Below are 25567 nucleotides of genomic sequence, written 5' to 3' on the forward strand. Positions count from 1 at the left end.
CCCCCCCCCCCCCCCCCCCCCCCCCCCCCCCCCCCCCCCCCCCCCCCCCCCCCCCCCCCCCCCCCCCCCCCCCCCCCCCCCCCCCCCCCCCCCCGGCCCGCTTTCGTACGGAGTCCCACCCTGGTGTGCAGATGGGGCACGGAAGGGTTACGGGCGGCTCCCGGGATGGGCTACGGATGGGTCGGCAGCTCGAACCAGACCACCTTGCCGGTCGACAGCCGGGTCGCTCCCCACCGTCTGGCCAGCCGGTTCACCAGGAACAGCCCGCGCCCGCCCTCGTCGGTGTCCCGTGCCCGCCGCTGGCGCGGCAACTGCGGAGAGTCGTCACCGACCTCGCAGCGCAGCACGTCAGTGCGCAGCAGCCGCAGCGTCACCGGCCGTTCCGCGTACCGGACGGCATTGGTCACCACCTCGCTGACCAGCAGCTCCACCGAATCGGACAGCCCCTCCAGGTCCCACCGGGCCAGGGCGCGCCTGGCCAGCCGACGGGCCCGGCCCGGAGCCGCGTCCTCCGGCTCCAGGAACCAGTACGCGACATCACTCGGCGCGATCCCGTCGAAACGGGCGGCGAGCAGCGCGATGTCGTCGTCCCGGTCGCCCGGGCCGAGCATGTCCAGCACGTCGTCGCAGAGCGCTTCCAGCGGCGGTGAATGATCGGGGCCGGTGAGCTGCGCGGTCGCGGCCAGCCGCTCCCGCAGTTGCTCGATCCCGGTCCACACGTCGCGCAGCCGCGATTCGACGAGCCCATCGGTGTACAGCAGCAGCGTGGCTCCCGCGGGCGCGTCCAGCTCGACCGCCTCGAAGTCCACCCCGCCCACGCCGATGGGCGCGCCGGGCGGCACCCGCAGCACTTCGGCCCGCCCGCCCAGATGCAGCAGTATCGGCGGCGGATGGCCCGCGTTGGCGATCGTGATCCGGTGCGAGACCGGGTCGTACACGGCGTACATACAGGTCGCCATGCGGTCGGTGCCGAGCCGCTGCGCCTGCTCGTCGAGATGGTGCAGGACCTCCTGCGGCGGCAGATCCAGACCGGCGAGGGTCTGCGCAGTCGTCCGCAGCTGGCCCATGATCGCGGCCGACGTCATCGAGTGGCCCATGACATCGCCGACGACCAGCGCGACCCGGCTGCCGGGCAGCGGGATCGCGTCGTACCAGTCGCCGCCGACCCGTGCGGTCTCGGCCGCGGGGAGATAGCGGGAGGCGAGCCGCACACCGGTCGGCTGCGGCAGTCCCTCGGGCAGCATCGTGCGCTGCAACTCGTCCGCGATGTACGCCTCGCGGCCGTACAGGACGGCCTTGTCGATGCCGAGCGCGGTGTGCGTCGCAAGCTGTGCGGCGACCAGCAGATCGTTGGGCTCGAAGGCCGGCCGGTCGGGCCGGCGCAGGAAGATCGCCGCGCCGATGACCCGGCGCCTGCCGCGCAGCGGAGCGAGGATGGCCCGGTGCCCGGTCGGTACGATCCGGTCGGCGCCCAGCAGCTCGGGCAGCGCCGCGCGGGCGGCGGCCGAGTCGCCGAACACCGGCCGAACGCCACGGAGCACCTCGGCGAGCGCCCCGCCGGCCACGACCTCGCACAGCTCGGTCGCGGGCGTCAGATCGGCCGGGGTGGTGAGCACCGGCACCTGGGCGGCGCCGCCCAGGAGCGAGCCCTCCGTGTCCTCGTCGGTCAAACGCAGCCGGTCGGTGCGGCGCAGCCGCAGCACGAACGGAGCGACCGGCCGCTCGTCGCCGACCGGCAGCGGATCGCGCAGATACACGAGGATCGCGTCGGAGAACGTCGGCACGGTGGCCCGGCACAGCCCGAGCACGATCTCGTCCAGGTCTATGCCGCGCGCGATCCTGCGGGTCGCGGCCCCGACGAAGCGCAGCCGGTCACCCTCGCGCCGCGCGACCCCGACGGGGTCCTGCGGCGGTGGGCCCGCAGGCGGGGGCGGCTGCGCGGGGACAGCGCCGGCCGTGGCCGGCACAGGGGCATGGGCGGCGGCCTCCTGCCGCGGCCGCGTGCGCTCCTGAGGCCGGGCAGCGACAGGCTGCCGGCCTTCGTGGGAGGTGGGATGCTCCGTCACGCGTGGGATTCCGTCCGTCCGGGCCGGTGGTGCGAGGCTGGGGCCTGTCTTCCGGATCTTGCCTGGCTCGTGTGCCCTGGCACGCGCTTCTCCAGAACTTCTCCCCCAGAGCTTCGCCTGGAGAGCCCCCCAGCGGGGACCTCCAGCTGCGTTGTCGTCAGTCGCCATGGCCCCGCCACGACTCCCTCCTCCGCCTCGCGATCGCACGCACCGGACCCCGTTCGCCCCGCGGCGGTAGCCGCTGATGTCACTGCCGGCCCGACCCGGAGGACGGGTCGTGGCGCCTCGGGTGCCGCTGTGCGCGTCCGGGGGCGGTGACGATCGCGGCTGCACCGCGGATCCCCGGGCCGCCGGGCGGAGCCGCCCGGTGTCCGGGGCGGCAACGCCCCTGGGTGGTCGATATAGCCCATACCCATTCCGAGCGAGGCGTTGACGGGATGAGGGAGATCCGGGCACACATCCGGCACGGTTCCGTCCCCCTCGTGATGACTTACGGTCAGTTCCTGTGCTGTGCTCAATCGTTGATGCGACGCAGCCTTGCGGAGGACGATCCTACGTTTGAACCCCGGGGGCGCATCAAGGGTCTCACGGCGTCGTCATGCGGACGTGCGCGCCGGGGTGCGATTCCAGTCAGCGGGCAGCACCGGGACCGACCAGCGGGGATCGGGCCGCCAGTCCTCCCAGCCGTCCGAGTACGGAGGCCCCCACGCCTTGATCGCCTCGACCGCGTCACGCCCGGCGGCCCGCACCCGCCGGGCCTGGCCGGCGCCCATCAGCCCGGCCGCCTGGGCCTGGGCGAACTCGTCCTCGTCCAGCCAGCGCCAGCTGCGGTCGGGCCGGACCGCGATGTCCAGAAAGTGATCCTCGGAATCGACGCCGCCCGCCCAACGGAGGTGCGGCTCCTCCAGGTTGACGTACCAGTTCCTGAACTGCCAGCCGTGCTCCCAGAACAGCCACACCGACCAGGCCTCCCCGGGCCGCGCCAGCTTCAGCACCCCCGTCCCGGACCACCGCGAACGCACGGTGGTCCGCGGCGCGGTGTAGCGGGTCGCGAGCGGCTCATGGTGGACGGGCTTCCCATCGGCGAGCACCGGCTTCACACACTCGGTCCCCGGCGCCATCCACACGGCCAGCAGCTCGGCGCTGTCCCGCACGACGGTCACGGGCCGGCAGATGTGCACCTCGCCGGACCCGTTGCCCCGATACCGCCAGAGAATGTGCTCCCCCGGCGCCCAGCGCTTAACCCCTGCCGATCCCGTCATGCACAGATCTTAGAGTCGCCGTTCACGGCTCGCTGCGGTGCAGGTCACGGGGCCGGGCGGCTCGGTCGGGCGGGGGCAGGGCGGGCCGGCGGGGCACCGGCCCCGTGACGTGGGGGAGCGGGAACCTCAGGGCCGCGTCATCCGCAGGACGTCCAGCGCCTCGTCGAGCTGCTCCAGCGTCAGCTCGCCCCGCTCCACGTACCCGCCTTCCAGCACCACCTCACGGACCGTCTTCCGCTCCGCCAGCGACCGCTTCGCCACCTTGGCCGCCTCCTCGTACCCGATGTACTTGTTGAGCGGCGTCACGACCGACGGCGACGACTCGGCGTACTCACGGGCACGTTCCGCATTGGCCGTGATGCCGTCGACCGTCCGGTCCGCGAGCAGCCGCACGGCGTTCGTCAGGAGCCGCACCGATTCCAGCAGGTTCTTGGCGATCACCGGCAGCATGACGTTCAGCTCGAAGTTCCCGGCGGCGCCCGCGACGGCGACCGTCGTGTCGTTGCCCGTTACCTGCGCGGCGACCATCAGCACCGCCTCCGGAATCACCGGATTGACCTTGCCCGGCATGATCGACGATCCGGGCTGCAGGTCAGGGAGGTTGATCTCGGCGAGACCCGTGCGCGGGCCGCTCGCCATCCAGCGCAGATCGTTGGAGATCTTGGTGAGCGAGACGGCGATGGTACGGAGCTGACCGCTGGTCTCCACGAGCCCGTCCCGCGCACCCTGCGCCTCGAAGTGGTCGCGGGCCTCGGTCAGGGGCAGTCCGGTCGCCCGCGCGACCTCCGCGATGACCGCCGCGGAGAAGCCCGGGGGAGTGTTGATCCCGGTGCCCACTGCCGTGCCGCCGAGAGGGAGTTCGGCGAGCCTCGGCAGGGAGGCGTTCAGCCGCTCGATCCCGTACCGGATCTGTGCCGCGTAACCCCCGAACTCCTGGCCGAGAGTGACCGGTGTCGCATCCATCAGATGTGTACGACCCGACTTCACGATGCCCGCGAACTCCCGCGCCTTCCGCTCCAGTGACGCCGCCAGGTGCTCCAGCGCCGGGATCAGATCGCCCGTCACGGCCGCGGTCGCCGCGATGTGGATCGACGACGGGAAGACGTCGTTGGACGACTGCGAGGCATTGACGTGGTCGTTGGGGTGGACCGCACGGCCGAGTCGCTCGCCGGCCAGGGTCGCCAGGACCTCGTTCGTATTCATGTTGGACGATGTCCCGGAACCCGTCTGGAAGACATCGACCGGAAAGTGCTCGTCCCAGCGGCCGTCGGCGACCTCCTCCGCCGCGTCCTGGATGGCCTGCGCGATGTCCTGGTCGACCACCCTGAGCTCGGCGTTGACCTTGGCGGCGGCGGCCTTGATCCGGGCCAGGGCCTCGATATGGGCGCGTTCCAGCCGTTGTCCGGAAACCGGGAAATTCTCCACGGCCCGCTGGGTCTGGGCCCGCCACTTGGCGTGCGCGGGGACCCGCACCTCACCCATGGAGTCGTGTTCGACCCGGTACTCGCCTGTGTTGTCACTCGTGTCCGACATCTCCAAACCTCCCAAAAAGTTGAGCACTTGTCTTGTTCTGCCTATTCCCAAGTGCGCTACCGGCCAGTAAAAACCGGCGGTAACACCTAACCGGGGAGGCGCAATGAGGCGCTCTGGGTACAGACGCTCCAGGCACAGACTTCGCTCTGCGGTCGCAGCCGCCGCGGCCCTCGCGGCGGCTCTCGGCACCATGGCAGCCACGGCCCCCGGGCGGGCGCACGACACGGCCCGCCAGACGGCATATGCATCGTCGGTACCCCTTCCGCCGGAGCTGGAGAAGATCCGGGCCGCCGAGGCGACCGCCCTCTACGGCGACCCCGCCGAGCGCCCGCTCGGCGAGCGCAAGACCGGCTTGATCTCGCTGGGTGACAGCGAGATCTCGGGCGAGGGTGTCGGCACGTACGAACCCGGCACCGACGGCCCGGACAACTGGTGTCACCGCTCACCCGACGCCGCCATCCACCGCACGGGCATCGCCGCCGACGTCACGTACAACGTCTCCTGCTCGGGCGGTTACAGCGGCAACATCGTCATCGGCGGCTCGAAGCAGTACGCCGACGAGCTGGTCCAGAGTGACAGTCTCGCCATCAAGGCCCGCAACACCCGGATCAAGATGGTGCTGCTGGTCGCCGGCGCCAACGACGATCTGCAGTTCGGGCCCGTGATGACCGACTGCGTCGTCCGCTGGTTCACCTTCCAGGGCCCCTGCGAGTCCAAGTACGCGGCAGGCTGGCAGGCCCGGGTCGACGGACTGGTCCCCAAGGTCGAGCGGACCGTACGCGATCTGCGGACGGTGATGCGTGACGCCGGGTACGCGGACGGGGACTACAAGCTGGTCGTGATGGGCTACCCGAGCCCGATCGGGCCCGACTTCCGCGACAACCCGAACTTCCCCGGCAAGCTGATCTGCGGCGGTACGGGCTACGACTCCGACACCGTCTGGGGCCGCAACACCGCCGTCCCCGCCTTCGAACGCGGCATGCGGCAGGTCGCCCGCTCCACCGGCGCGGTGTACCTCGACAACTCACGGCTCTTCCACGGCCATGAGGTCTGCATGGAGGACACCTGGGCACGCGGGCTGTACGTCGAGCTGTCCAACCCGTTCCCGCCCGACGCCAATTCGGTCCGCCAGTCCTTCCACCCGAACGCCCGGGGACACGCGGCCTTCGCCTCGTGTCTGACCCAGATGTACGACTCCGGGCTGAGCGAGGCCAGTTGCGCCGACCCGGCGTCCACGGGCAAGCCGGTGCTGTATCCGTTCGCCTGGGACGACGTCTACAAGCCGCTGAGGAACGAGGCCACGGGCAGCTGCGTCGATGTCGAGGCGGGCGTGTCGCGCAACGGCACCGGGGTGCTGGGCTGGGACTGCCACGGCGGCCCCAACCAGGGCTGGTGGCACGACAGTGCCCGCAGGTCCGTCCACAGCCGGCTCAGCCAGGACCGCTGCCTCGACGTCCCCCGAGCGGACTACAAGGCGGGCGCGGTGCTCGTCCTGTGGAACTGCCACGGTGGTGCGAACCAGCAGTTCGTCCGTCAGGACGGGACGGTGCGGCCGGCGGCCGCACCGAACCTGTGCCTGACGCTGGCCGCGGCGAAGGACCCGGTGCGGCTCCAGCCGTGCGACGGGTCGGCGAAGCAGCGCTTCGCGTAGCGGGGCTCCGCACCGGACCCCGCGCTCTCGGTAGCCGGACGGGCTGGAAACCCAGCCCGTCCGGCGATCGAGGACGCCTGAGGGGCGACCGAGCGCCTGTCTTTCGGATTGCCGGGCTGATCCAGAAGACAGGTCCTAGGCCCTAGGCCAGACCGGGGCCTCGCACCGGGATGCTGGTGAACGTCGGCGCGGGCGCCGGGTTCTGGAAGAAGTCGTTGCCCTTGTCGTCCACGACGATGAACGCCGGGAAGTCCTCGACCTCGATCTTCCAGACGGCCTCCATGCCGAGCTCCTCGTACTCGACGACCTCGACCTTCTTGATGCAGTCCTGCGCGAGCCGCGCCGCCGGGCCGCCGATCGAGCCGAGGTAGAAGCCGCCGTGCGCGTCGCACGCGTCGGTGACCTGCTTGCTCCGGTTGCCCTTGGCCAGCATGACCCTGGAGCCGCCCGCCGCCTGGAACTGCTCGACGTACGAGTCCATGCGGCCGGCCGTCGTCGGGCCGAAGGAGCCGGAGGCGTAACCCTCCGGGGTCTTCGCCGGGCCGGCGTAGTAGACCGGGTGGTCCTTCAAGTACTGCGGCATCTCCTCGCCCGCGTCCAGCCGCTCCTTGATCTTGGCGTGCGCGATGTCGCGCGCCACCACCAGCGGGCCGGTGAGCGAGAGCCGGGTCTTGACCGGGTACTTGGTCAGCTCGGCGAGGATCTCGTCCATCGGCTGGTTGAGGTCGATCCTGACGACGTCACCCTCCGACTCCAGGTGCTCGTCCGTGGTCTCCGGCAGGAAGCGCGCCGGGTCCGTCTCCAGCTGCTCCAGGAAGACACCCTCGGCCGTGATCTTCGCGACGGCCTGGCGGTCGGCCGAGCAGGACACGGCGATCGCGACGGGCAGCGAGGCGCCGTGCCGCGGCAGGCGCACCACGCGCACGTCGTGGCAGAAGTACTTGCCGCCGAACTGCGCGCCGATGCCGATCTTCTGCGTCAGCTCGAAGACCTTCTTCTCCAGCTCCTCGTCACGGAAGCCGTGGCCCAGCTCCGAACCCTCGGACGGCAGTTCGTCCAGGTAGTGCGCGGAGGCGTACTTCGCGGTCTTCAGCGCGAACTCGGCCGACGTACCGCCGACGACGATCGCGAGGTGGTACGGAGGGCACGCCGCCGTGCCCAGCGAGCGGATCTTCTCCTCCAGGAACTTCATCATGGAGGCCTCGTTCAGGACCGCCTTGGTTTCCTGGTAGAGGAACGACTTGTTGGCGGAGCCGCCGCCCTTCGCCATGAAGAGGAACTTGTACGCGCCGCCGTCGGTCGCGTACAGCTCGATCTGCGCGGGCAGGTTCGAGCCGGTGTTCTTCTCGTCCCACATGGTCAGCGGGGCCATCTGCGAGTAGCGCAGGTTCAGCCGGGTGTACGCGTCGTAGATGCCGCGGGAGAGGGCTTCCTCGTCGCCGCCCTCGGTCAGCACGTTCTGCCCGCGCTTGCCCATGACGATCGCCGTGCCGGTGTCCTGGCACATCGGCAGCACGCCCGCGGCCGCGATGTTCGCGTTCTTCAGCAGGTCCAGGGCGACGAACTTGTCGTTCGCCGACGCCTCGGGATCGTCGATGATCTTGCGCAGCTGGGCGAGGTGCGCCGGGCGGAGGTAGTGCTGGATGTCGTGAATCGCCTCTTCGGCGAGCTTGCGCAGCGCCTCCGGCTCGACCTTGAGGAACGTACGGCCGTCGGCCTCGAAGGTGGAGACACCCTCGGCGGTCACCAGGCGGTAGGGCGTGGTGTCCTCTCCCAGTGGGAGCAGATCGGAGTACGCAAACTCTGGCATTACGGCCATTCCTCACTTGGCAGACTGCGACGCGGCCTCCATTGGCAGCGCGTCCACAAGCGTAAGACGCCCCCAGCCGTACGGGCTTGTGAGGTAAGGCTCAGTTGTCGGGGCGTGTTGTCCGTACCGGCGCAGCCGGCCGGTTCGCGGCGGCGTCACGGCCACGGCGACCTGACCCGCCGGACAGGCCCTAGTCGCGATCTATCGCGTTTCGCTAGGCTGAGCACGTGGACCTCGACAAGCATGATTCAGCGGCCTCCGGCCGCGGAAACCTTCAGAAGCCGGTCGCTCACGCCGAGCCCGCGGACCGTGCCGCCGACCCGTCCGGCTCCATCCGTGCCTCCGACGCCGACCGGGACCGGATCGCGGACATCCTCCGGGAGGCCCTGGCCGAGGGCCGGATCGACGCCGAGGAGCACTCCGACCGGATCGACTCGGTCTACCGCGCCAAGACGGTCGGCGAACTGGAGCCGCTGGTACGGGACCTGCCCACCACCCGCCCCCGCCCGCAGCCCGCGTCCTACACCTACGGACCCGAGGACACGTCCGCGCCCACCGACAACCTCGTCGCGGTGTTCTCCAGTTCCACCCGCAAGGGCCGCTGGCGCGTGGGACCCAGGACCAATGCCTTCTCCCTCTTCGGCAGTATCGAGATCGATCTGACCGAGGCGATGTTCGGGCAGCGGCTCACCGTCATCAACGCGACGTCGATCTTCGGCAACGTCGAGGTCCGCGTTCCTGAGAACATCTCGCTGCGCGGCAGCGGCACAGGGGTCTTCGGCAACTTCGAGGTGCGCACGCTGGAGGCCACCGACCCCGAGGCTCCCGTCGTCGTGGTCAACGGCTATTCCGTTTTCGGCAACGTGGAGGCCAAGCCGAAGCGGGGCAAGCGCGTCGCCGACCTCCACGACCGCATGCGCAAGCACCTGGGCCACTGATCCCGCACGGTTCCCGGCGCCCGCGGTCCGTGGTTCCGCCTCTCGGAACTCAGTGCCACTCAGTGCATAGGCGCGCGCACAGCGGGTAGGGCTTGCTGCATCGTCTCTCGCTCGCGAAGCCGTCGTCAGGAGTAGATCGTGCTGCAACTGCCGCATCAGCCCCTGCAGGTAGCCGCCGTTCCGACCCAGCGAACCACCGCTCGGGAAGATCAGGACGGGCCCTGGCACACGGAGGCAGTATGCCGCCGGGATGAAGCCGGACTGTTCTTCGCGCCATCCAAGGAACCGACCGCCGCACGGCTCTCCCGCGAAGATGCCGCCAAGCGCGTCTGCGCCCGCTGCCCGGTCATGGTGGAGTGCCGGGAGCACGCCCTGCTCCAGCCCGAGCCGTACGGCGTGTGGGGCGGCCTCACGGCGGCCGAGCGCCGCGTCGTGCTGGCCCGGCGCAGGCGGCGCGAGATGGAGCTCAAGAAGTCGGCATCGGCGGCCTGACGCATCCGTTGACGTACGCGGTTCCCCGCGTACGTACGGGAAGGGGCGCTCCCACCGCACATGGGGGCGCCCCTTTCTGTGTTCCTGGAGGCTCGGTTCGCCTGCGTTCCTGGAGGCTTGGTTCGCCTGCGGCGAGTGCGGCCGTCCTACTTCGCGCGGTCGAAGTCGATGGCGCTGTAGGCACGCAGCTTCGACAGGCGGTGGGTCGAGTCGATCTGGCGGATCGTGCCCGACTTGGAACGCATCACCAGCGACTGCGTGGTCGCCGTCTCGGCGCGGTACCGCACGCCGCGCAGCAGCTCGCCGTCCGTGATGCCGGTCGCGACGAAGAACACGTTGTCGCCGCTGACCAGGTCATCCATGAACAGCACCCGGTCCAGGTCGTGGCCCGCGTCGAGTGCGCGCTGCCGCTCCGCGTCGTCCTTCGGCCAGAGCTTGCCCTGGATCGTGCCGCCGAGGCACTTGATCGCGCACGCGGTGATGATGCCCTCCGGCGTACCGCCGATGCCCATCAGCATGTCGACGCCGGTGCCCTCGCGCACGGCCATGATCGCGCCCGCGACATCGCCGTCCGAGATGAACTTGATGCGCGCGCCGGTCTCGCGGATCTCCTTGACGATCCCCTCGTGGCGGGGCCGGTCCAGGATGACGACGGTGACGTCCTCGGGCGAGGAGTTCTTCGCCTTGGCGACCCGGCGGATGTTCACCGAGGCCGGGGCGTTGATGTCGACGAAGTCGGCGGCCTCGGGCCCGGTGACCAGCTTGTCCATGTAGAAGACCGCGGACGGGTCGAACATGGTGCCGCGGTCGGCGGCCGCGAGGACCGCGATCGCGTTGGGCATGCCCTTGGCGGTGAGCGTCGTGCCGTCGATCGGGTCCACGGCGATGTCGCACTCCGCGCCGGTCCCGTCGCCGATGCGCTCCCCGTTGAAGAGCATGGGGGCTTCGTCCTTCTCGCCCTCGCCGATCACGACGACACCGTTCATCGACACGGTGCTGACGAGGGTCCGCATGGCCTTGACCGCGGCACCGTCCGCGCCGTTCTTGTCGCCGCGTCCGACCCACCGGCCGGCGGCCATGGCGGCGGCCTCGGTGACCCGGACGAGCTCCAGGGCGAGGTTGCGGTCGGGGGCCTCGGGCGAGACCTCGAGCTGGGACGGCAAGTTGTGCTCGGTCATCGGAGCGCACCTTCCTGTACGACGACGGCCGGAAAAAAGAGGGTGCTGTGACTCTATCGGTACGTCGACAAATTGAGCAGAGGGGCCCACGTTTGAGCAAACAACCTTGATGCGACCATAGTGCGGTGGCAGGTATGCGAGGCAAGCAGACAGTGCGCGGAATGATCCAGTCGATGGCGGTCATCTGCGTCTTCGCAGGTGTGATCTACATCTTCGTTCCGCACGACGACTCCATGGACCCGAACCGGGCCGTCGACTACCGCGTCGAGCTGGTGACGGCACGCCGGGCGGCACCCTATCCGGTGGCCGCCCCGACGGGACTCCCCGCCGGCTGGAAGCCCACGTCGGTCACCTTCAAGGGCCAGGAGGACCACGCCTGGCACCTGGGCTTCCTCGACCCGGACGGCCAGTACGTCGCGGTCGAGCAATCGACGGCTCCGGCCGGAAAGTACATCCCGAAGGTCACCCAGCAGGCCACCAGGACCGACCGCACGCAGAAGGTGGGCGGTGAGACCTGGGAGCGCTGGGAGGGCCCGAAGTACGACGCGCTGGTGCGCACGGACAAGGGCTCGACGACCGTGGTGACCGGCACGGCGTCGTACGAGCGGCTCGCGCAGATGGCGGCGGCGCTGGAGTCGAAGTCGGAGTCCACCACCCCCACGCCGGACCCGGCCGCGTCCTGATGCCTCCCGGCTCGTCCTGACCCGGCACGACAAGGCCGCCGCACCTGGATGGGGTGCGGCGGCCTTGTGCTGCCGGCGCGAGGCCGGGGGGCGATCCCCGGACCCCCGGCAGGGGCCCGTCGAGGTCAGACGGTGGTGATGACCTCGTCGTAAGCCAGACGCGGCGAACGCGGGAACCACGCGTCCTCGCCCGGCTTGCCGATGTTGATGACCATCAGCGGCGTGTGGTCGTCGTCCAGGAACTCCTTCTGCACGCCGGCGAAGTCGAGACCGGTCATCGGGCCCGCGGCCAGACCGGCGGCACGGACACCCACGATGAAGTACGCGGCCTGCAGCGCGGCGTTCAGCGCGGCGGACCGCTCACGGGCAGGGCGCTCGGCGAAGAACATGTCCTTGGCCTGCGGGAAGTGCGGGAACAGCGCCGGGAGCTCCTCGTGGAACTCGTTGTCGGCGGCGAGGATCGCGACCAGCGGTGCGGTGGCGGTCTTGGGCTGGTTGCCCTCGGCCATGTGCTTCACCAGGCGCTCGCGGGCCTCGGCCGAGCGGACGAGGACGACGCGCAGCGGCGACTGGTTGAAGGCGGTCGGGCCGTACTTGACCAGGTCGTAGATGGCCTGCACCTGCTCGTCGGTCACCGGCTCGTCGGCGAAGGTGTTGGCGGTACGGGCCTCACGGAAGAGGAGGTCCTGGGCTGCGGGGTCAAGAACGAGGGACATGCTGCGTACCTTCCGGATGAGCAATGAGGTTCAAGCTGCGGCTTCACCGTACGACCGGAATAGGTGAAGGTTCAACTAAATCCGGCGCCTGGTGAGCTAAGTCACGCAACTTTCAAATACTCAACCTTCAACTAAATGGCGTTTCCGTTTATGCCGCCGCCCCGCCAAGGCGCCTCACCGGGCCGAGTCGTCCCCGTTCCCGTCCTCCTCGGCGCCGCGGGGGCCCGCGCCCTCACCCGCGTCCCGCTCCGCCAGCGCCGCGTCCAGCCGGGCGCGGGCGCCGTCCAGCCAGCGGCGGCACACCTTTGCCAGCGCCTCGCCGCGCTCCCACAGCGCGAGGGACTCCTCCAGCGTCGTGCCGCCCGCCTCCAGCCGGCGTACGACCTCGATCAGCTCGTCCCGTGCCTGCTCGTAGCCGAGCGCGCCATCGTCCGTCTTGGCTGTCATGTGATCCACCCTATGTGCGCCTACTGTCAGTGATGCCGACCGTCGGTGATGCCGGGTCCATCGCCTGCGACGTCGGTGTCTCCGACATCGGCGTCTCCGACCTCGGCGTCTGTGGCGCCGTCGCCCGTAACGGCGTCGCCCGCGACCCGGACCGTGAACTCGCCTTCCGTGACCCTCGCCCGCAGCTCCTCGTCCGCCCTGACCTCGCCGGGCGACCGCACCACCGCGCCGTCCGCGCGCTGCAGCACCGCGTACCCCCGCTCCAGCGTCGCCGCGGGCGACAGGGCGACGACCCGTGCGCGGGTGTGGGACAGCTCGGAGTCCGCGCGGTCCAGCAGATGCCCCAGGACCCGCCGGCTCCGGGCGACCAGGGCGTCCGTCTCGTGTTCGCGCTCCTCCACCATCCGCTGCGGATGCTCCATGACCGGCCGGTGCAGGGCGTGCGCAAGCCCCCGCTCCTCGCGGTCGAGCAGCCCCCGTACGGTCCGCAGCGACCGGTCGCGCAGGGCCTGCACCCGGTCCAGCTCCTCGCCGACGTCCGGGACGACCTTCTTCGCGGCGTCGGTCGGGGTCGAGGCGCGCAGATCGGCGACCAGGTCGAGCAGCGGCGAGTCCGGCTCGTGTCCGATCGCGGACACCACGGGCGTACGGCAGTCGGCGACGGCGCGTACCAGCTGCTCGTCCGAGAACGGCAGCAGATCCTCCACACTGCCACCGCCGCGCGCGACGATGATCACGTCCACGTCCGGATGCTCGTCCAGCTCCTTGACCGCCTGGACGACCTGCGACACGGCGCGGACGCCCTGCACGGCCACATTGCGCACGTCGAAGCGGACGGCCGGCCACCGTCGCCGTGCGTTCTCCAGCACATCCCGCTCGGCTGCCGAGGCCCGGCCGCAGACCAGGCCGATCAGCTGCGGAAGGAACGGCAGTGGCTTCTTGCGGTCGAGGGCGAAAAGTCCCTCCGCGCCCAGGGTCCGCTTCAGCTGCTCCAGCCGTGCGAGCAGCTCACCGATGCCGACCGGCCTTATCTCGGCGGCGCGCAGCGAGAGCTGGCCGCGCGGGGCGTACCACTCGGGCTTGGCGTGGACGACGACCCGGGCGCCCTCGGACACGACGTCGGCGACCGCGTCGAACACCTGGCGGTAGCAGGTGACGCTCACCGAGATGTCGTACGACGGATCGCGCAGCGTCAGGAACACCACGCCCGCGCCCGGCCTGCGCGACAGCTGGGTGATCTGTCCCTCCACCCACACCGCGCCGAGCCGGTCGATCCATCCCCCGATGAGCCGCGACACCTCGCCGACGGGCAGGGGAGCTTCGGCAGATGTAGTGAGACCCATGCCCGCGAGCGTATCGGCACCCTCCGACAAGACCATGTCGCAAGACCAGGTCTACCTGGGCGGCCACAAGGCCAGGTGTGCGAGCCGGCATCGCCATCCATCCGGCGATGAACCCCGGCCCCTCACCGAGCCCCCCCGTGGGCGATCGTTGGCCTGTACGGCGCGCCCTTACGATGGGGGCATGACTGCAACGAACGCCCGCCGCGTCCTCCTCGCCGCTCCCCGTGGCTACTGCGCGGGCGTGGACCGTGCCGTGATCGCCGTGGAGAAGGCCCTCGAGCAGTACGGCGCCCCGATCTACGTGCGCCACGAGATCGTCCACAACAAGTACGTCGTACAGACCCTGGAGAAGAAGGGCGCGATCTTCGTCGAGACGACGGCGGAGGTCCCCGAGGGGTCCATCGTCATGTTCTCCGCGCACGGCGTCGCGCCGGTCGTCCACGACGAGGCCGCCGAGCGGAAGCTGGCGACCATCGACGCGACCTGCCCCCTGGTGACCAAGGTCCACAAGGAGGCCGTCCGGTACGCGAACGAGGACTTCGACATCCTCCTCATCGGCCACGAGGGCCACGAGGAGGTCATCGGCACCACCGGCGAGGCCCCGGACCACATCACGCTGGTCGACGGCCCGGGCGATGTGGACAAGGTCGAGGTCCGCGACCCGTCGAAGGTCGTCTGGCTCTCCCAGACCACGCTCTCCGTCGACGAGACGATGGAGACCGTCGACCGGCTCAAGACCAAGTTCCCGCTCCTGGTCTCCCCGCCGAGCGACGACATCTGCTACGCCACGCAGAACCGCCAGATCGCGGTCAAGCAGATGGGCGCCGAGGCGGACCTGGTCATCGTCGTCGGTTCGCAGAACTCCTCGAACTCCAAGCGGCTGGTCGAGGTCGCGCTGGGCGCCGGAGCCCGTGCCTCGTACCTGGTGGACTTCGCCGGCGAGATCGACGAGGCCTGGCTCGAGGGTGTGACGACGGTCGGCGTGACGTCGGGCGCGTCCGTCCCCGAGGTGCTCGTCGAGGAAGTCCTGGAGTGGCTGTCGCAGCGCGGCTTCGAGGATGTGGAGATCGTCAAGGCGGCCGAGGAGTCGATCACGTTCTCGCTGCCCAAGGAGCTCCGCCGGGACCTGCGCGGCGAGGCGGCGGCACTCGTCGAAGACTGAATGGCCGGGCTGTGAGGACGCTCAGGGAGTAACTGTCAGCGGTTCCTCGTAACGTTGTGTCCATGAACGTCTTCGGAGTGGACATCGGTGGGTCCGGGATCAAGGGCGCTCCCGTGGACCTGGACCGCGGCGACCTCGCAGAGCCCCGCCACAAAGTACTGACACCGCACCCGGCCACGCCCGACGGCGTGGCCGACGGCGTTGCGGAGGTGGTCGGGCATTTCGGCTGGTCGGGCCCGGTGGGGATCACCTTCCCCGGCGTGGTCACAGGATCGGTGATCCGTACGGCCGCGAATGTCGACAAGAGCTGGATCGACACCGACGGCGGCAAGCTGCTGGGCGACCGGCTGGGCATGCCGGTGACCGTGCTGAACGACGCGGACGCGGCGGGCGTGGCCGAGATGACCTTCGGTGCCGGCCGTGGGCGCAAGGGCACGGTGATGCTGCTGACCTTCGGTACGGGCATCGGCAGCGCGCTCTTCGTCGACGGCCGCCTCGTGCCGAACACGGAGCTGGGCCATCTGGAGCTGCACGGCCACGAAGCGGAGAAGCACGCGTCGACCAAGGTCAAGGACGACGAGGAGCTGAGCTGGGAGCGCTGGGCGCACCGGGTCCAGAAGTATCTCGAACATGTCGAGATGCTGTTCTCGCCGGAGCTCTTCATCATCGGGGGCGGGGTGAGCCGTAAGGCGGACAAGTTCATTCCGCTGATCAAGCACATCCGCGCGGAGATCGTCCCCGCGGAGCTCCAGAACAACGCGGGGATCGTCGGCGCGGCGATGGCGGCGGCGGGCCACTGAGCGCTGCCCGGTGCCGCCGCGCGAGGCCGTCAGGCGTGGCGCGGCGGCGTCCCGGGCCTGGGACGGCGGTGTCTGGGCGTGGGGCGGCGGCGTCCGGGCGTGGGGCGGCGGTCCGGGCCTGGGGAGGCCCGCAGGCCGGCGGCGGGGCGTCAGGCGCGGCGCGGCGGCGTGGAGGGCCGGCGTGAGCGGCGGCGGGTCATCAGCCGGATCTTCCGCACGATCGTGATGACGCCCGCGATGAGCGTGCCGCCGTACAGCCAGCCAGCGTTCACGGCCAGCGCGGTGATCACCGCCATCACCTGGCCGCCGACGCCACCGGTCCCGCCGGAGATCGGCACGATCCCGACGGCGAACGCGATGGGCACGCCGATCGGTGCGGTGACCAGGTCGGCGCCCCGCACCCACAGCGCCGTCAGGGCGCTGACCGGCAGGAACAGCACGCAGTACACGACGGCGGAGCCGCCGAGCAGCAGTGAGTCGAGCGAGCCGATCAGCAGCATCACGGCTGATGCGAAGAGCCCGCTGCCGAGTCCCGTCAGTCGCGGATTCGGCAGTCTGCGCAGGGCGAGCACCACCGGCGGCACCGGGCGGGTCGGCCGCAGTGCGGGCCGTTTGCCCGGCTGCGCGGGTGCGCCAGGGGCCCCGGGGCGCCCTGGCCGGGCTGTGACCCGGTACACCGCGGCGCCCTCGATGAGCGCGCCTTGCCCGGACAGAGGGGCCTGCGGCCGCGGCCGCTGCCTCGACGGTGTACCAGTCTTCTGTTGCTCCACCTGTCCAACGTAGGTCGCAAAGTGCGATCAGTACGTCACAGGACACGCCCTTTGGGTGACCTTGATGCTGAGTTCGACGTATCGGACGCGTGACGTGCCCCGGCGGCGCGCCCGTAAACTGGGGGATCGGCCCACCCTCCGGGCCCGCGGACCAACGCCATCAGCCAGTCAGTCGCCGGCTCGCAGTCCTCGCCCCAGCAGTCCTCACTCCAGGAAGTCGCCAACGTGTCGCTCACGATCGGAATCGTCGGTCTGCCGAATGTCGGCAAGTCGACCCTGTTCAACGCCCTGACCAAGAACGACGTGCTGGCGGCCAACTACCCGTTCGCCACCATCGAGCCCAACGTCGGCGTCGTCGGCGTCCCCGACGCCCGGCTCACCAAGCTCGCCGAGATCTTCGGCTCCCAGCGGATCCTGCCCGCGACGGTCGACTTCGTCGACATCGCCGGCATCGTCCGCGGTGCGAGCGAGGGCGAGGGCCTCGGCAACAAGTTCCTGGCGAACATTCGAGAGTCCGACGCGATCTGCCAGGTCATCCGCGCTTTCAAGGACGAGAACGTCGTCCACGTCGACGGCAAGGTCTCGCCGAAGAACGACATCGAGACGATCAACACCGAGCTGATCCTCGCGGACCTCCAGACCATCGAGAAGGTCCTGCCGCGCCTGGCCAAGGAAGCCCGCATCAAGAAGGACACGGCCCCCAAGGTCGCGGCCGTCGAAGCCGCCCAGGCCATCCTGGAGGAGGGCAACACCCTCTTCTCCGCCGGCATCGTCCAGGGCTCCGAGAAGGCCGAGCTCCTCCACGACCTCCACCTGCTCACCACCAAGCCCTTCCTCTACGTCTTCAACGTCGACGAGGACGAGCTGATCGACGAGGACTTCAAGAACGAGCAGCGCGCCCTGGTCGCTCCGGCCGAGGCGATCTTCCTCAACGCCAAGCTCGAGGCCGACCTCGCCGAGCTCGACGAGGAGGACGCCATGGAACTCCTCCAGTCCGTCGGCGCCGACGAGCCGGGCCTGGCCACCCTCGCCCGCGTCGGCTTCGACACCCTCGGCCTGCAGACCTACCTCACGGCGGGCCCGAAGGAGTCCCGCGCCTGGACGATCAAGAAGGGCGCGACGGCCCCCGAGGCGGCCGGTGTGATCCACACCGACTTCCAGAAGGGCTTCATCAAGGCCGAGGTCATCCACTTCGCCGACCTGGTCGAGACGGGCTCGGTCGCCGACGCCAGGGCGGCGGGCAAGGCGCGTATGGAGGGCAAGGACTACGTGATGCGGGACGGGGACGTCGTGGAGTTCCGCTTCAACGTGTAGTGGCTGACATGTCACCACGTCTCTGACCTGGCAAACGTGCAGGTCAGAGAGGGTCCGACTCTTCGGGGTCGGGCCCTTTGTTTTTTCCGTGCTGGGATGGTGCTGGGATAGCTGATCCCTCGTCACCTGTCGTCATCCCTGGTCATCCGTACTGTGCTGGGAGTGTGCTGGGACGGGACGAGAACGCCCGTACTGGGTTTTCGGGCGTTGCGTTGCCCGATGCGAGGGGTGGGCGGGAGCAGCTCCACCCGCACGCTTTCTTCACTCTGGGACTCGGCGCAGATCCGGACCGTGGCGCTTTTCCTACTCGTTTGACACACTCGGGGTATGGGTGAGACGACGTACAGCATCGGGGAAGGGCCGGCAACGCGGGTGAGCCTGTCGCTGCCGGAGGGGACCGCGGAGGCGATCCGGGCGCGGGTGGGCAAGCGGGAGTTCTCCGCGTTCATCGCCGAGGCGGTCGAGCGTGAGCTGCGCGGGCAGGTCCTTGACGAGTATTTGGCGGACTACGAGAGCCGTAAGGGCCCGGTCTCCGAGCAGGCTCGCCAGCGAGCGCGGCAGGTCTTCGACGAGGTGTTCGCCGAGGAGGGTGAGTGGCCCGCCGCAAGCTGAGTCACGAGGGGACGCTGGTCCTCGACAGCGAAGGGCTCTCGAAGATGCTCGCAGACGACGAGCTGGTGGTGGCCCTGGTCGCCGAGGCGCGCTCGCGCGGCATGGAGGTCGTGATCAGTGCGCTCACCATCATCGAGGTCGTCCACGCCCGTACGAACAAGTCCCGCTTGAACTGGGTGCTGTCCGGACTGCGCGTGGTCCCGGTGGGCGACGAGGAGGCGAGGGCGGCCTCGAAGCTGCTGATGGAGGCCGGTTTGCATGGGCACAAGTACGCGATCGATGCGGCGGTCGCCGAGGCCGCGCTGCGACAGCGACGCCCGGTGGTCATGTTGACGTCCGATATCGACGACATGGTCAAACTGTGTGGCGACCGTGTCCGGCTCGTAGCGGTGTGATTTCCTGCGGTCGATGGTCACCCTTGAAGTGATCTGATCTCGACGCCGTGCGACGGCTCTTCCCGCAGTGACAAGGGATGTTGAGGCCAGCGCCCTTCCGCGCTCGGCTGGTCTGCCTGACGTCGGATTGGGCACAACGAGACTGTGGCACGGGAATCGACGTACCCCGGTCCACCGGTGTGCAGCGGGCTCATCCACTTCGGGCCAGCCCGTTCAGTCGGAGTCCGACAAGGTCCTGCTCGGCGGTACCTCGCCGCACGATCTTGTGGTCGTCAAGGAGGGGCGTTGTGCTGCTGAACCATAATCGGCACATGGACGTCGTCGGGATACTCGAAGCCGCCTCGCTGCTGGTGCCCGAGGGGGTTGCCACCGACAACGACATCACCGTTTCCGATGTCTGGGACTACCTCGCGCACGACGAGTGGGAAGTGGCACTCGACCTGCTCCAAGAGCTGGGCGACGAGTGGACGCCGCCGCCGGGCTTCTGGGAGGAGCTGGGGCGCACGGCGGAGATGCCCGGACTCGAACGGAGCCGGGAGTGGTGCTGGTGGCGGCACGCGGAGACTCGCCTGGGGGTCATCCGAGCCGAACTGGTCCTCCGCCCGGCCGGTGAGACGTTCCGGCGTACTCCGATCCCTGGAGCCGGGGTGCTGCGGCCGATGTGGGACATCGGCCACCGTCGGTGCGACGGAGCGCGTGAGCTGGACATCGCCCGCGTGTGGGTTGAGTTCGCTCCCGACCTCGCGCCCGGAGCTCGGGCTCCGGTGCGCCTCCTGCCCCTGACCCCGACGCGGTGGAGTCACCTCGCCCCGGGTGACCGGATCACGCTGTACGAGACCGCAGTGGCCGGCGGGACGGCGACGGTCCTGGAGGTGCAACCCGCGTCGGCGTAGGGGCACATTCCACGGTGGCGATGGTCGCGCCGGTCCTCGAGGACGCGGTCGCGGGGCGTCGGGCCCCTGGCCTCTTTCCCGTGCGGGCTCCCGCGCCGGCCCCTACCGGCCGCATCCGGCGCATCCTATGATCACGTGCCGTGAGGTTGTCCACGGTCGGCCGACCGTCCAATGAGCGAGATCAGGCAGGTGTCATGAACTGCGATGAGGCCGTTGAGCTGGTGACCACCTTCCTCGACGGCGCCATGGATGAGCCGACCGAGCTTCGATTCCTCGCGCACCTGACACAGTGCGACGGCTGCGAGACCTGCCTCGACCAGTTCAAGCAGACCGTGGCGATCCTGGGTGCACTGCCCGGCCAGAGCCTGCCCACCGAAGCGCGCGACCAACTGTGTGGCACTTTCCGCGCCTTGCGGCGAGACTGACGGACTCGCTGCAGCCCCGTCTTCACCGTTGTGAATGTCCTTACCGGGACATGAACAAAGGCACCGGCATGCGATCCCGGTACTGAACTGCCCTAAGCTGACCCTCCCAGTTGACGGTCGGCAAGGAGAGAGACGAATGGCGGGCGCACGCGAACTGCCGTCGGACGAGGTCCTGGTCCAGCGGCTGCGTGACGGTGACGAGGAGACGTTCGCCCTGGTGCTGGACACCTGGTCGGGTGGCATGCTCCGGCTGGCCATGTCGTTCGTGTCGACCAAGGCCTCCGCGGAGGAGGCCGTCCAGGACACATGGCTGGCGGTCATCAGGGGGATCAGCGACTTCGAAGGCCGTTCCTCCCTGAAGACATGGGTGTACCGGATCCTGGTCAACACGGCCAAGGCGCGCGGCACGAAGGAGAGCAGGACCGTTCCCTTCGCCAGCATCCTGCCGGAGGAAGAAGGGCCGACGGTGGACGCCTCACGGTTCCGCGGCCCCGGCGAGCGGTACGCCGGACACTGGGCCGTCGGTCAGGAACCGCGTCCCTGGCACATTCCCGAGGACTACGTACTGCGCGGCGAAGTCCGCGAGGTGATCGCGGCGGCGCTCGACGAGCTCCCGCCCCGCCTCCGCACGGTGATCACACTTCGCGATGTCGCAGGGTACGGCTCGGAGGAAGTGTGTTCCCTGCTGGAGATCTCGCCGGGAAACCAACGCGTCCTCCTCCATCGGGCCAGGGCCTTCTTGCGCCGTAAGCTGGAGGCTTACGTGTCCGGTGCCCATGACGTCGCGGGCGGGAGGGGACGAGCGTGAACTGCGTTGACTTCGTAGAGCTGGTGACCGAATTCCTCGAGGGCAGTCTGCCCGAAGAGGACGAGCGGCGCTTCATCGAGCACCTGGCGGAATGCCACGGGTGCGAGAGCTACCTCGATCAATTCCGTCAGACGATCGCCGCAACGGGCGAACTGACCCCGGACAGGATCTCACCGGACGCCAAGCAGCAGCTGCTCACCGCTTTCCGGGACTGGCAGCGGCAGTGATCCCCTGTACCCAGTAGGACCTGTCCGGCGGCCCCAGGGCCACCGGACAGGACCTACCGGTGATCCCGAGCTCACCCCGATCGACCAGTCGGCTTCCCAGGCAAGAGCCCAAGGGCTCAACTCGCCACGCTCGCCGGGGTCCCGCCCCCTGCCGGGCTACGACCTGGCCTTCGCCACGCCGACCATCCAGCCCGTTTCCCTTGTCGCTGATCCACAAGACACCGCCGGGTCGTGCCGCCACCCCTTGTGGACGGTGTCGCCCGCGACAAGCCGGCCGTCCTCGGGCTGACATCCCGTCAGCGCGCCCATCGGCGGGATCTGCACCGTCCGCGGACGATCCCCATCCTCCCAAGTCGCGCTTCTGACCGCCGGACTTGTAACGCTCGTGAGGGGTGCCCGCTCTGAACGTCTGACAGTGGGCGCTGGAGCCCCCCACATCTCGCATGGCCTTCGCCCTCGTCCCCCCTGGGCGGAGGCCATGCGACTACCGGAGACATCCATGACTCTGCTCAGAAGACTCTCGTTCGGCATCATCGCCGGACTGCCCGGTGGCGCGATCGTGGCGGTCGTGACGAAGCCACCGTGGATCCCATGGGCTGCGCACACGGTGGTGCTGGGAGCCGTGCTCGGCCTCCTCTTCGGCGAGCGCCGGCAGAGCAACGGCTCGGCCTTCTCCGTCGGTCTCCTCATCGGCCTGCTCGACTGGGTGACCTGGACACTCACCCTCGCTCCCGCGCTGGAGGGGATGACGCCGTCATGGACGGTCGCGGTGGCCGTGTCGCGCTTCCCCGAGCTCGTCGGCGCCGCCCTGTTCGGCGCGATCGCCGGGCTCGCCTTCCACGCCCTTTCGGCCTGGAGCCCGCCCAAGCCGGCGCCCCAGCGGGCCAAACCCCATGTGGTGATCGTCGGTGGTGGTTTCGGCGGCGTGGGGGCCGCGCGCGAACTGGACCGGCGGGTCGCCCGCGGGCTCGACGCCCACGTGACGCTGATAAGCGACTCGAACTTCCTGCTGTTCACCCCGCTGCTGGTCGGCGTCGCCTCGAGCACGGTGGAGGCCAGGCACGTGAGCGCCCCGGTGCGTGCCGGGCTCAACCATGCCTCCTTTCTGCACGGTCGGGTGGTCTCGATCGACACGCAGACGCGCAATGCGTACGTCTCCGCCGGCAGGGAGGGGATGCTCCGTGTGCCCTACGACGAGCTGGTCCTGGCGGTCGGCGCGGTGCCGCACTTCTTCGACCTGCCCGGAGTGGGCGAACACGCCTTCCCGATGAAGTCGGTCGAGGACGCCACCAGGCTGCGCAACCAGGTGCTGAGCGCGCTGGAGCGCGCCGACCTCGAGCCGGACCCGGCCGAGCAGGCCAGGCTGCTGACGTTCGTTGTGGCAGGCGGTGGATTCGCCGGGACGGAACTGGTGGCAGAACTGTTCGACCTCGTACATGACGTACTCCACTTCTATCCACGTCTGCACGGGCTGCGGCCCAGATTCGTGATCGTGCACGCGGGTGAGCGGCTGCTGCCGGAGCTGTCGCCGAGTCTCGGCCTGTACGCGCAGCGCAAGCTCCGGGGGCGCGGCATAGAGTTCCGCCTCGGCGCGCGCGTCGCCAAGGCCACCGCCGAGGACATCACGCTCGACTCCGGCGAGACCATCGCCACCCGCACCCTGGCCTGGACGGCGGGCAACCGGCCGAACCCGCTGGTGCAGCAGGTCACGCAGGGGCCTCTCGTCGTGGATCCCACCATGCAGGTCCCGGGCCTGCCCGGACTGTGGGCGCTGGGCGACTGCGCGAGGATCCCCGACCCGGCGGGCGGGCTCTACCCCCCGACCGCGCAGCACGCGATCCGCGAAGGCAAGGCGGCGGCGCGGAACATCGCGGCGGTCCTCGGCGGACGCCGTCCTGTCCCGTTCCGCTTCGGCGGGCTCGGCGTGCTGGTCTCGCTCGGGCACCGCACGGCGGCCGGCGAGATCGGCGGGCGGCGGGTCTCCGGCCTCCTCGCCTGGATCCTGTGGCGCTCGGTCTACCTGAGCAAGCTGCCCAGTGTGGAGAAGCGGCTGCGCGTGCTCGCCGACTGGACCCTCGACCTGGTCTTCCCCAGGGACATCGCCCTCTCGACCAAGGATGATCATCATGCGTAACGCCGGATTCGGAGCCTTCGCCGGCCTTGCAGGCGGGCTGGTCTTCGGCGAGGTGATGGTGCTGATCGGCTACCTGCCCACCGTCGCGGCCATCGTCAGAACCGACTCGCCTGTCGTGGGCTTCGCCGTCCACCTGCTGATCGCGGCGATCATCGGGAGCATCTTCGGCCTGCTCGTGGCACGGCAGCGCGAGCTGCTGTTCTGGGGGCTCGCCTACGGCGTGCTGTGGTGGTTCCTCGGGCCGTTGACGCTGCTGCCGATCCTGCTGGGCAGGCCGGTGGACTGGGACGTGGCAACTGCGCAGGCGCTGATCCCCAGCCTGCTCGGCCACCTTGCCTACGGAGCGGTCACGGCCGCCGTCCTCGCCCTGCTGTCACGCAGGGAGCGGCGGCTGCGGCCCGGTCTCCTGGTGCGCGCGTCGGCCGCCGGGCTGTTCGCCGCCCCGGTGCTCGGGCTCGGCTGGCACGGGCTGATCGTCGGGCTGCTGGTCGGCGCCTCCTACGCGGCTGTCTTCGGCGACCCCGGCGAGGGTTCCGGCCCTGCCCTGATTCGCGGCGCCGCCTTCGGCTTCGCTTGGTGGGTGCTCGCGGCGGTGACGCTCACGCCGCTGCTGGGCGGCCGTGGGCTGGAGTGGGCGCCGGCCGCGGTGCGCACCGCCGTGGCGTCGCTGCCCGGCTACCTGTTGCTCGGTGCCGCTACGGCCCTGCTCACCTGCTGGCTGGGCGGTCTGTCGCGGGCGGTGTTCTCCGATGACGTACGGCACACCCTGGAGGGACGCCTCGTCGGCGGGCGGGTGATCTCGATCTGGCACGGCGTCATCGCCGGGCTGGCAGGCGGCGTGGTCTTCACCGGTGTCATGGTCGCCGTGGGATTCCTGCCGGTCGTCGCCGACCTGGTCGGCTCGGAGTCCGCGGTCGTGGGCCTCGTCATCCACCTGCTGATCTCCCAGGTGGTGGGCATCACCTACGCGGTCTTCTTCCGCCGTCGCAGCTTCGACCCGGCATCGGCGATCGGCTGGGGTGTGTCCTACGGCTTCCTCTGGTGGGTCCTGGGCAACCTGACGCTGCTTCCCGTGCTGCTCGGCGCCGAACCCCGGTGGAGCGCCGCCGCGCTGGCCGTGTCCTTCCCCTCCCTCATCGGCCACCTCGCCTATGGCGCCGTGCTCGGCCTCGTGTACCAGCGGCTGGAGGAGCGGGTCAGCCCATGGCACCTGATCCGCAGTGAGGCGACCGCGGTCCGGGCGGCGGCGCGCCACGAGCAGACGCTGAGCGCGGCTCCGGCGCTGTGGAGCCTGATCACGTGCGTGGCCTTGCTCATCCCGATCCTGGTGTCCTAGGCCGTGTTTGAGAACTCCCGCCTGGCCCGTGACGCCTGGCACGCACCCTCGCTGCGTTGTCGGAGTCATCCAAGTACGTCCAGTACGAGGATGTTCCTCCGCCTTGCGATTGCACGCACCAGACGCCGCGGGCCCCGCCCTGCGGGCGGACGGCGCTAGTTCTCAAACACGGCCTAGGTGGTTTCGTCCCGGCCATCAGATCGTGGTCCGGTACCGGCGAAATCCGCCGCGCGCCGTGGCGCGACCAGTGGCCCCGTACCGCCCCGGCTCGCCGTCCCCGGCGGGCCGGGGCTTCTCCCCGCTCAGGGCCCAGGCGGCACGGCGAACTCCGTTCTGCGGCAACACTCGGGCGGTGCCCGCCACCACACCGCCGAGGATCAGCCGAGCAACTGGCGTAGGCCGTGGAAGCGGATGCGGCGGAGCCCGGCCCGATCGAGGAAGTTGCGGAATCGGCCCCCGGGCGGCAGGGACCAGGAAGGCCGTGGGGGGGGGGGGGGGGGGGGGGGGGGGGGGGGGGGGGGGGGGGGGGGGGGGGGGGGGGGGGGGGGGGGGGGGGGGGGGGGGGGGGGGGG

24 protein-coding genes are annotated in these 25567 nt (G+C 70.0%); 15 read left to right on the forward strand and 9 right to left on the reverse strand.

What is annotated here, in order from left to right; genetic code table 11:
* Positions 1 to 170: 170 nt before the first annotated feature.
* From AC0699_RS36675 to AC0699_RS36685, 3 genes are all read right to left on the reverse strand, one after another.
* Positions 171 to 2066 (reverse strand): SpoIIE family protein phosphatase, encoded by a 1896-nt coding sequence (locus AC0699_RS36675; RefSeq protein WP_478669644.1) that lies wholly within the window; start codon positions 2064 to 2066, stop codon positions 171 to 173.
* A gap of 596 nt (positions 2067 to 2662) precedes the next feature.
* Positions 2663 to 3328, reverse strand: coding sequence for a cytidylyl-2-hydroxypropylphosphonate hydrolase (fomD, locus tag AC0699_RS36680; protein ID WP_478669647.1), 666 nt, complete (start codon positions 3326 to 3328; stop codon positions 2663 to 2665).
* Between the two features lie 126 nt (positions 3329 to 3454).
* Positions 3455 to 4861: a class II fumarate hydratase gene (locus AC0699_RS36685; RefSeq protein ID WP_478669651.1), complete on the reverse strand. Its 1407-nt coding sequence runs from the start codon at positions 4859 to 4861 to the stop codon at positions 3455 to 3457.
* A 103-nt stretch (positions 4862 to 4964) separates the two neighbouring features.
* On the opposite strand from AC0699_RS36685, the gene AC0699_RS36690 reads away from it, so the two are divergent.
* Positions 4965 to 6512: a ricin-type beta-trefoil lectin domain protein gene (locus AC0699_RS36690; RefSeq protein WP_478669654.1), complete on the forward strand. Its 1548-nt coding sequence runs from the start codon at positions 4965 to 4967 to the stop codon at positions 6510 to 6512.
* A gap of 142 nt (positions 6513 to 6654) precedes the next feature.
* Here the strand turns inward: AC0699_RS36690 and AC0699_RS36695 are convergent, their stop codons facing one another.
* Complete coding sequence (locus AC0699_RS36695) at positions 6655 to 8322, reverse strand: fumarate hydratase (protein WP_478669657.1); 1668 nt, start codon at positions 8320 to 8322, stop codon at positions 6655 to 6657.
* A gap of 227 nt (positions 8323 to 8549) precedes the next feature.
* On the opposite strand from AC0699_RS36695, the gene AC0699_RS36700 reads away from it, so the two are divergent.
* Positions 8550 to 9260: a DUF1707 SHOCT-like domain-containing protein gene (locus tag AC0699_RS36700; protein ID WP_478669660.1), complete on the forward strand. Its 711-nt coding sequence runs from the start codon at positions 8550 to 8552 to the stop codon at positions 9258 to 9260.
* Between the two features lie 138 nt (positions 9261 to 9398).
* Positions 9399 to 9752 carry a WhiB family transcriptional regulator gene (locus AC0699_RS36705; RefSeq protein ID WP_469769080.1) on the forward strand — a complete coding sequence of 118 codons (354 nt, stop codon included), beginning with the start codon at positions 9399 to 9401 and terminating at the stop codon, positions 9750 to 9752.
* A gap of 146 nt (positions 9753 to 9898) precedes the next feature.
* Here AC0699_RS36705 and glpX read toward each other — a convergent pair whose 3' ends face one another.
* Positions 9899 to 10930, reverse strand: coding sequence for a class II fructose-bisphosphatase (gene glpX, locus AC0699_RS36710; RefSeq protein ID WP_478669665.1), 1032 nt, complete (start codon positions 10928 to 10930; stop codon positions 9899 to 9901).
* A 134-nt stretch (positions 10931 to 11064) separates the two neighbouring features.
* On the opposite strand from glpX, the gene AC0699_RS36715 reads away from it, so the two are divergent.
* Complete coding sequence (locus tag AC0699_RS36715) at positions 11065 to 11613, forward strand: DUF4245 domain-containing protein (RefSeq protein WP_478669720.1); 549 nt, start codon at positions 11065 to 11067, stop codon at positions 11611 to 11613.
* A 125-nt stretch (positions 11614 to 11738) separates the two neighbouring features.
* On the opposite strand, the gene AC0699_RS36720 is transcribed toward AC0699_RS36715, so the two are convergent.
* The 3 genes from AC0699_RS36720 to xseA form a co-directional block, all read right to left on the reverse strand.
* The gene (locus AC0699_RS36720; RefSeq protein ID WP_478669669.1) at positions 11739 to 12329 is read right to left on the reverse strand and encodes a malonic semialdehyde reductase; all 591 of its coding nucleotides are present in this window, start codon (positions 12327 to 12329) and stop codon (positions 11739 to 11741) included.
* A gap of 174 nt (positions 12330 to 12503) precedes the next feature.
* Positions 12504 to 12776 (reverse strand): exodeoxyribonuclease VII small subunit, encoded by a 273-nt coding sequence (locus AC0699_RS36725; protein WP_478669673.1) that lies wholly within the window; start codon positions 12774 to 12776, stop codon positions 12504 to 12506.
* Between the two features lie 26 nt (positions 12777 to 12802).
* Positions 12803 to 14119, reverse strand: a complete 1317-nt coding sequence (xseA, locus tag AC0699_RS36730) for an exodeoxyribonuclease VII large subunit (protein WP_478669676.1) — start codon at positions 14117 to 14119, stop codon at positions 12803 to 12805.
* A 181-nt stretch (positions 14120 to 14300) separates the two neighbouring features.
* On the opposite strand from xseA, the gene AC0699_RS36735 reads away from it, so the two are divergent.
* Together AC0699_RS36735 and ppgK are read left to right on the forward strand one after the other, a co-directional pair.
* Complete coding sequence (locus AC0699_RS36735) at positions 14301 to 15281, forward strand: 4-hydroxy-3-methylbut-2-enyl diphosphate reductase (protein WP_478669679.1); 981 nt, start codon at positions 14301 to 14303, stop codon at positions 15279 to 15281.
* A gap of 62 nt (positions 15282 to 15343) precedes the next feature.
* Positions 15344 to 16081, forward strand: a complete 738-nt coding sequence (gene ppgK, locus AC0699_RS36740; protein ID WP_478669681.1) for a polyphosphate--glucose phosphotransferase — start codon at positions 15344 to 15346, stop codon at positions 16079 to 16081.
* Positions 16082 to 16230: 149 nt separating this feature from the next.
* Here ppgK and AC0699_RS36745 read toward each other — a convergent pair whose 3' ends face one another.
* On the reverse strand, positions 16231 to 16851 hold the full coding sequence (locus tag AC0699_RS36745; RefSeq protein ID WP_478669685.1) for a DUF6542 domain-containing protein: 621 nt from the start codon (positions 16849 to 16851) through the stop codon (positions 16231 to 16233).
* Positions 16852 to 17076: 225 nt separating this feature from the next.
* Here AC0699_RS36745 and ychF point away from each other — a divergent pair, with 225 nt between their 5' ends.
* The 9 genes from ychF (at position 17077) to AC0699_RS36790 (ending at position 24995) form a co-directional block, all read left to right on the forward strand.
* Positions 17077 to 18165, forward strand: a complete 1089-nt coding sequence (gene ychF / locus AC0699_RS36750) for a redox-regulated ATPase YchF (protein WP_478669688.1) — start codon at positions 17077 to 17079, stop codon at positions 18163 to 18165.
* Between the two features lie 327 nt (positions 18166 to 18492).
* Positions 18493 to 18777 carry a hypothetical protein gene (locus tag AC0699_RS36755; RefSeq protein WP_328330855.1) on the forward strand — a complete coding sequence of 95 codons (285 nt, stop codon included), beginning with the start codon at positions 18493 to 18495 and terminating at the stop codon, positions 18775 to 18777.
* Entirely contained in the window at positions 18759 to 19172 is a 414-nt protein-coding gene (locus AC0699_RS36760) for a DNA-binding protein (RefSeq protein ID WP_478669694.1), read from the forward strand. The genes AC0699_RS36755 and AC0699_RS36760 overlap by 19 nt, the downstream gene beginning before the upstream one ends.
* A gap of 311 nt (positions 19173 to 19483) precedes the next feature.
* On the forward strand, positions 19484 to 20065 hold the full coding sequence (locus tag AC0699_RS36765) for a hypothetical protein (protein WP_478669698.1): 582 nt from the start codon (positions 19484 to 19486) through the stop codon (positions 20063 to 20065).
* A 194-nt stretch (positions 20066 to 20259) separates the two neighbouring features.
* The gene (locus tag AC0699_RS36770; RefSeq protein WP_478669700.1) at positions 20260 to 20490 is read left to right on the forward strand and encodes an anti-sigma factor family protein; all 231 of its coding nucleotides are present in this window, start codon (positions 20260 to 20262) and stop codon (positions 20488 to 20490) included.
* Between the two features lie 136 nt (positions 20491 to 20626).
* Positions 20627 to 21298 (forward strand): RNA polymerase sigma factor, encoded by a 672-nt coding sequence (locus AC0699_RS36775; protein WP_478669704.1) that lies wholly within the window; start codon positions 20627 to 20629, stop codon positions 21296 to 21298.
* Positions 21295 to 21525, forward strand: coding sequence for an anti-sigma factor family protein (locus AC0699_RS36780; protein ID WP_478669708.1), 231 nt, complete (start codon positions 21295 to 21297; stop codon positions 21523 to 21525). Before AC0699_RS36775 ends, AC0699_RS36780 begins: the two co-directional genes overlap by 4 nt.
* A 499-nt stretch (positions 21526 to 22024) precedes the next feature.
* Positions 22025 to 23659 carry an NAD(P)/FAD-dependent oxidoreductase gene (locus AC0699_RS36785; RefSeq protein ID WP_478669712.1) on the forward strand — a complete coding sequence of 545 codons (1635 nt, stop codon included), beginning with the start codon at positions 22025 to 22027 and terminating at the stop codon, positions 23657 to 23659.
* The gene (locus tag AC0699_RS36790) at positions 23652 to 24995 is read left to right on the forward strand and encodes a DUF6789 family protein (protein WP_478669716.1); all 1344 of its coding nucleotides are present in this window, start codon (positions 23652 to 23654) and stop codon (positions 24993 to 24995) included. Before AC0699_RS36785 ends, AC0699_RS36790 begins: the two co-directional genes overlap by 8 nt.
* Positions 24996 to 25567 lie beyond the last annotated feature (572 nt).

The organism is Streptomyces sp. NPDC043870 (assembly GCF_056435785.1).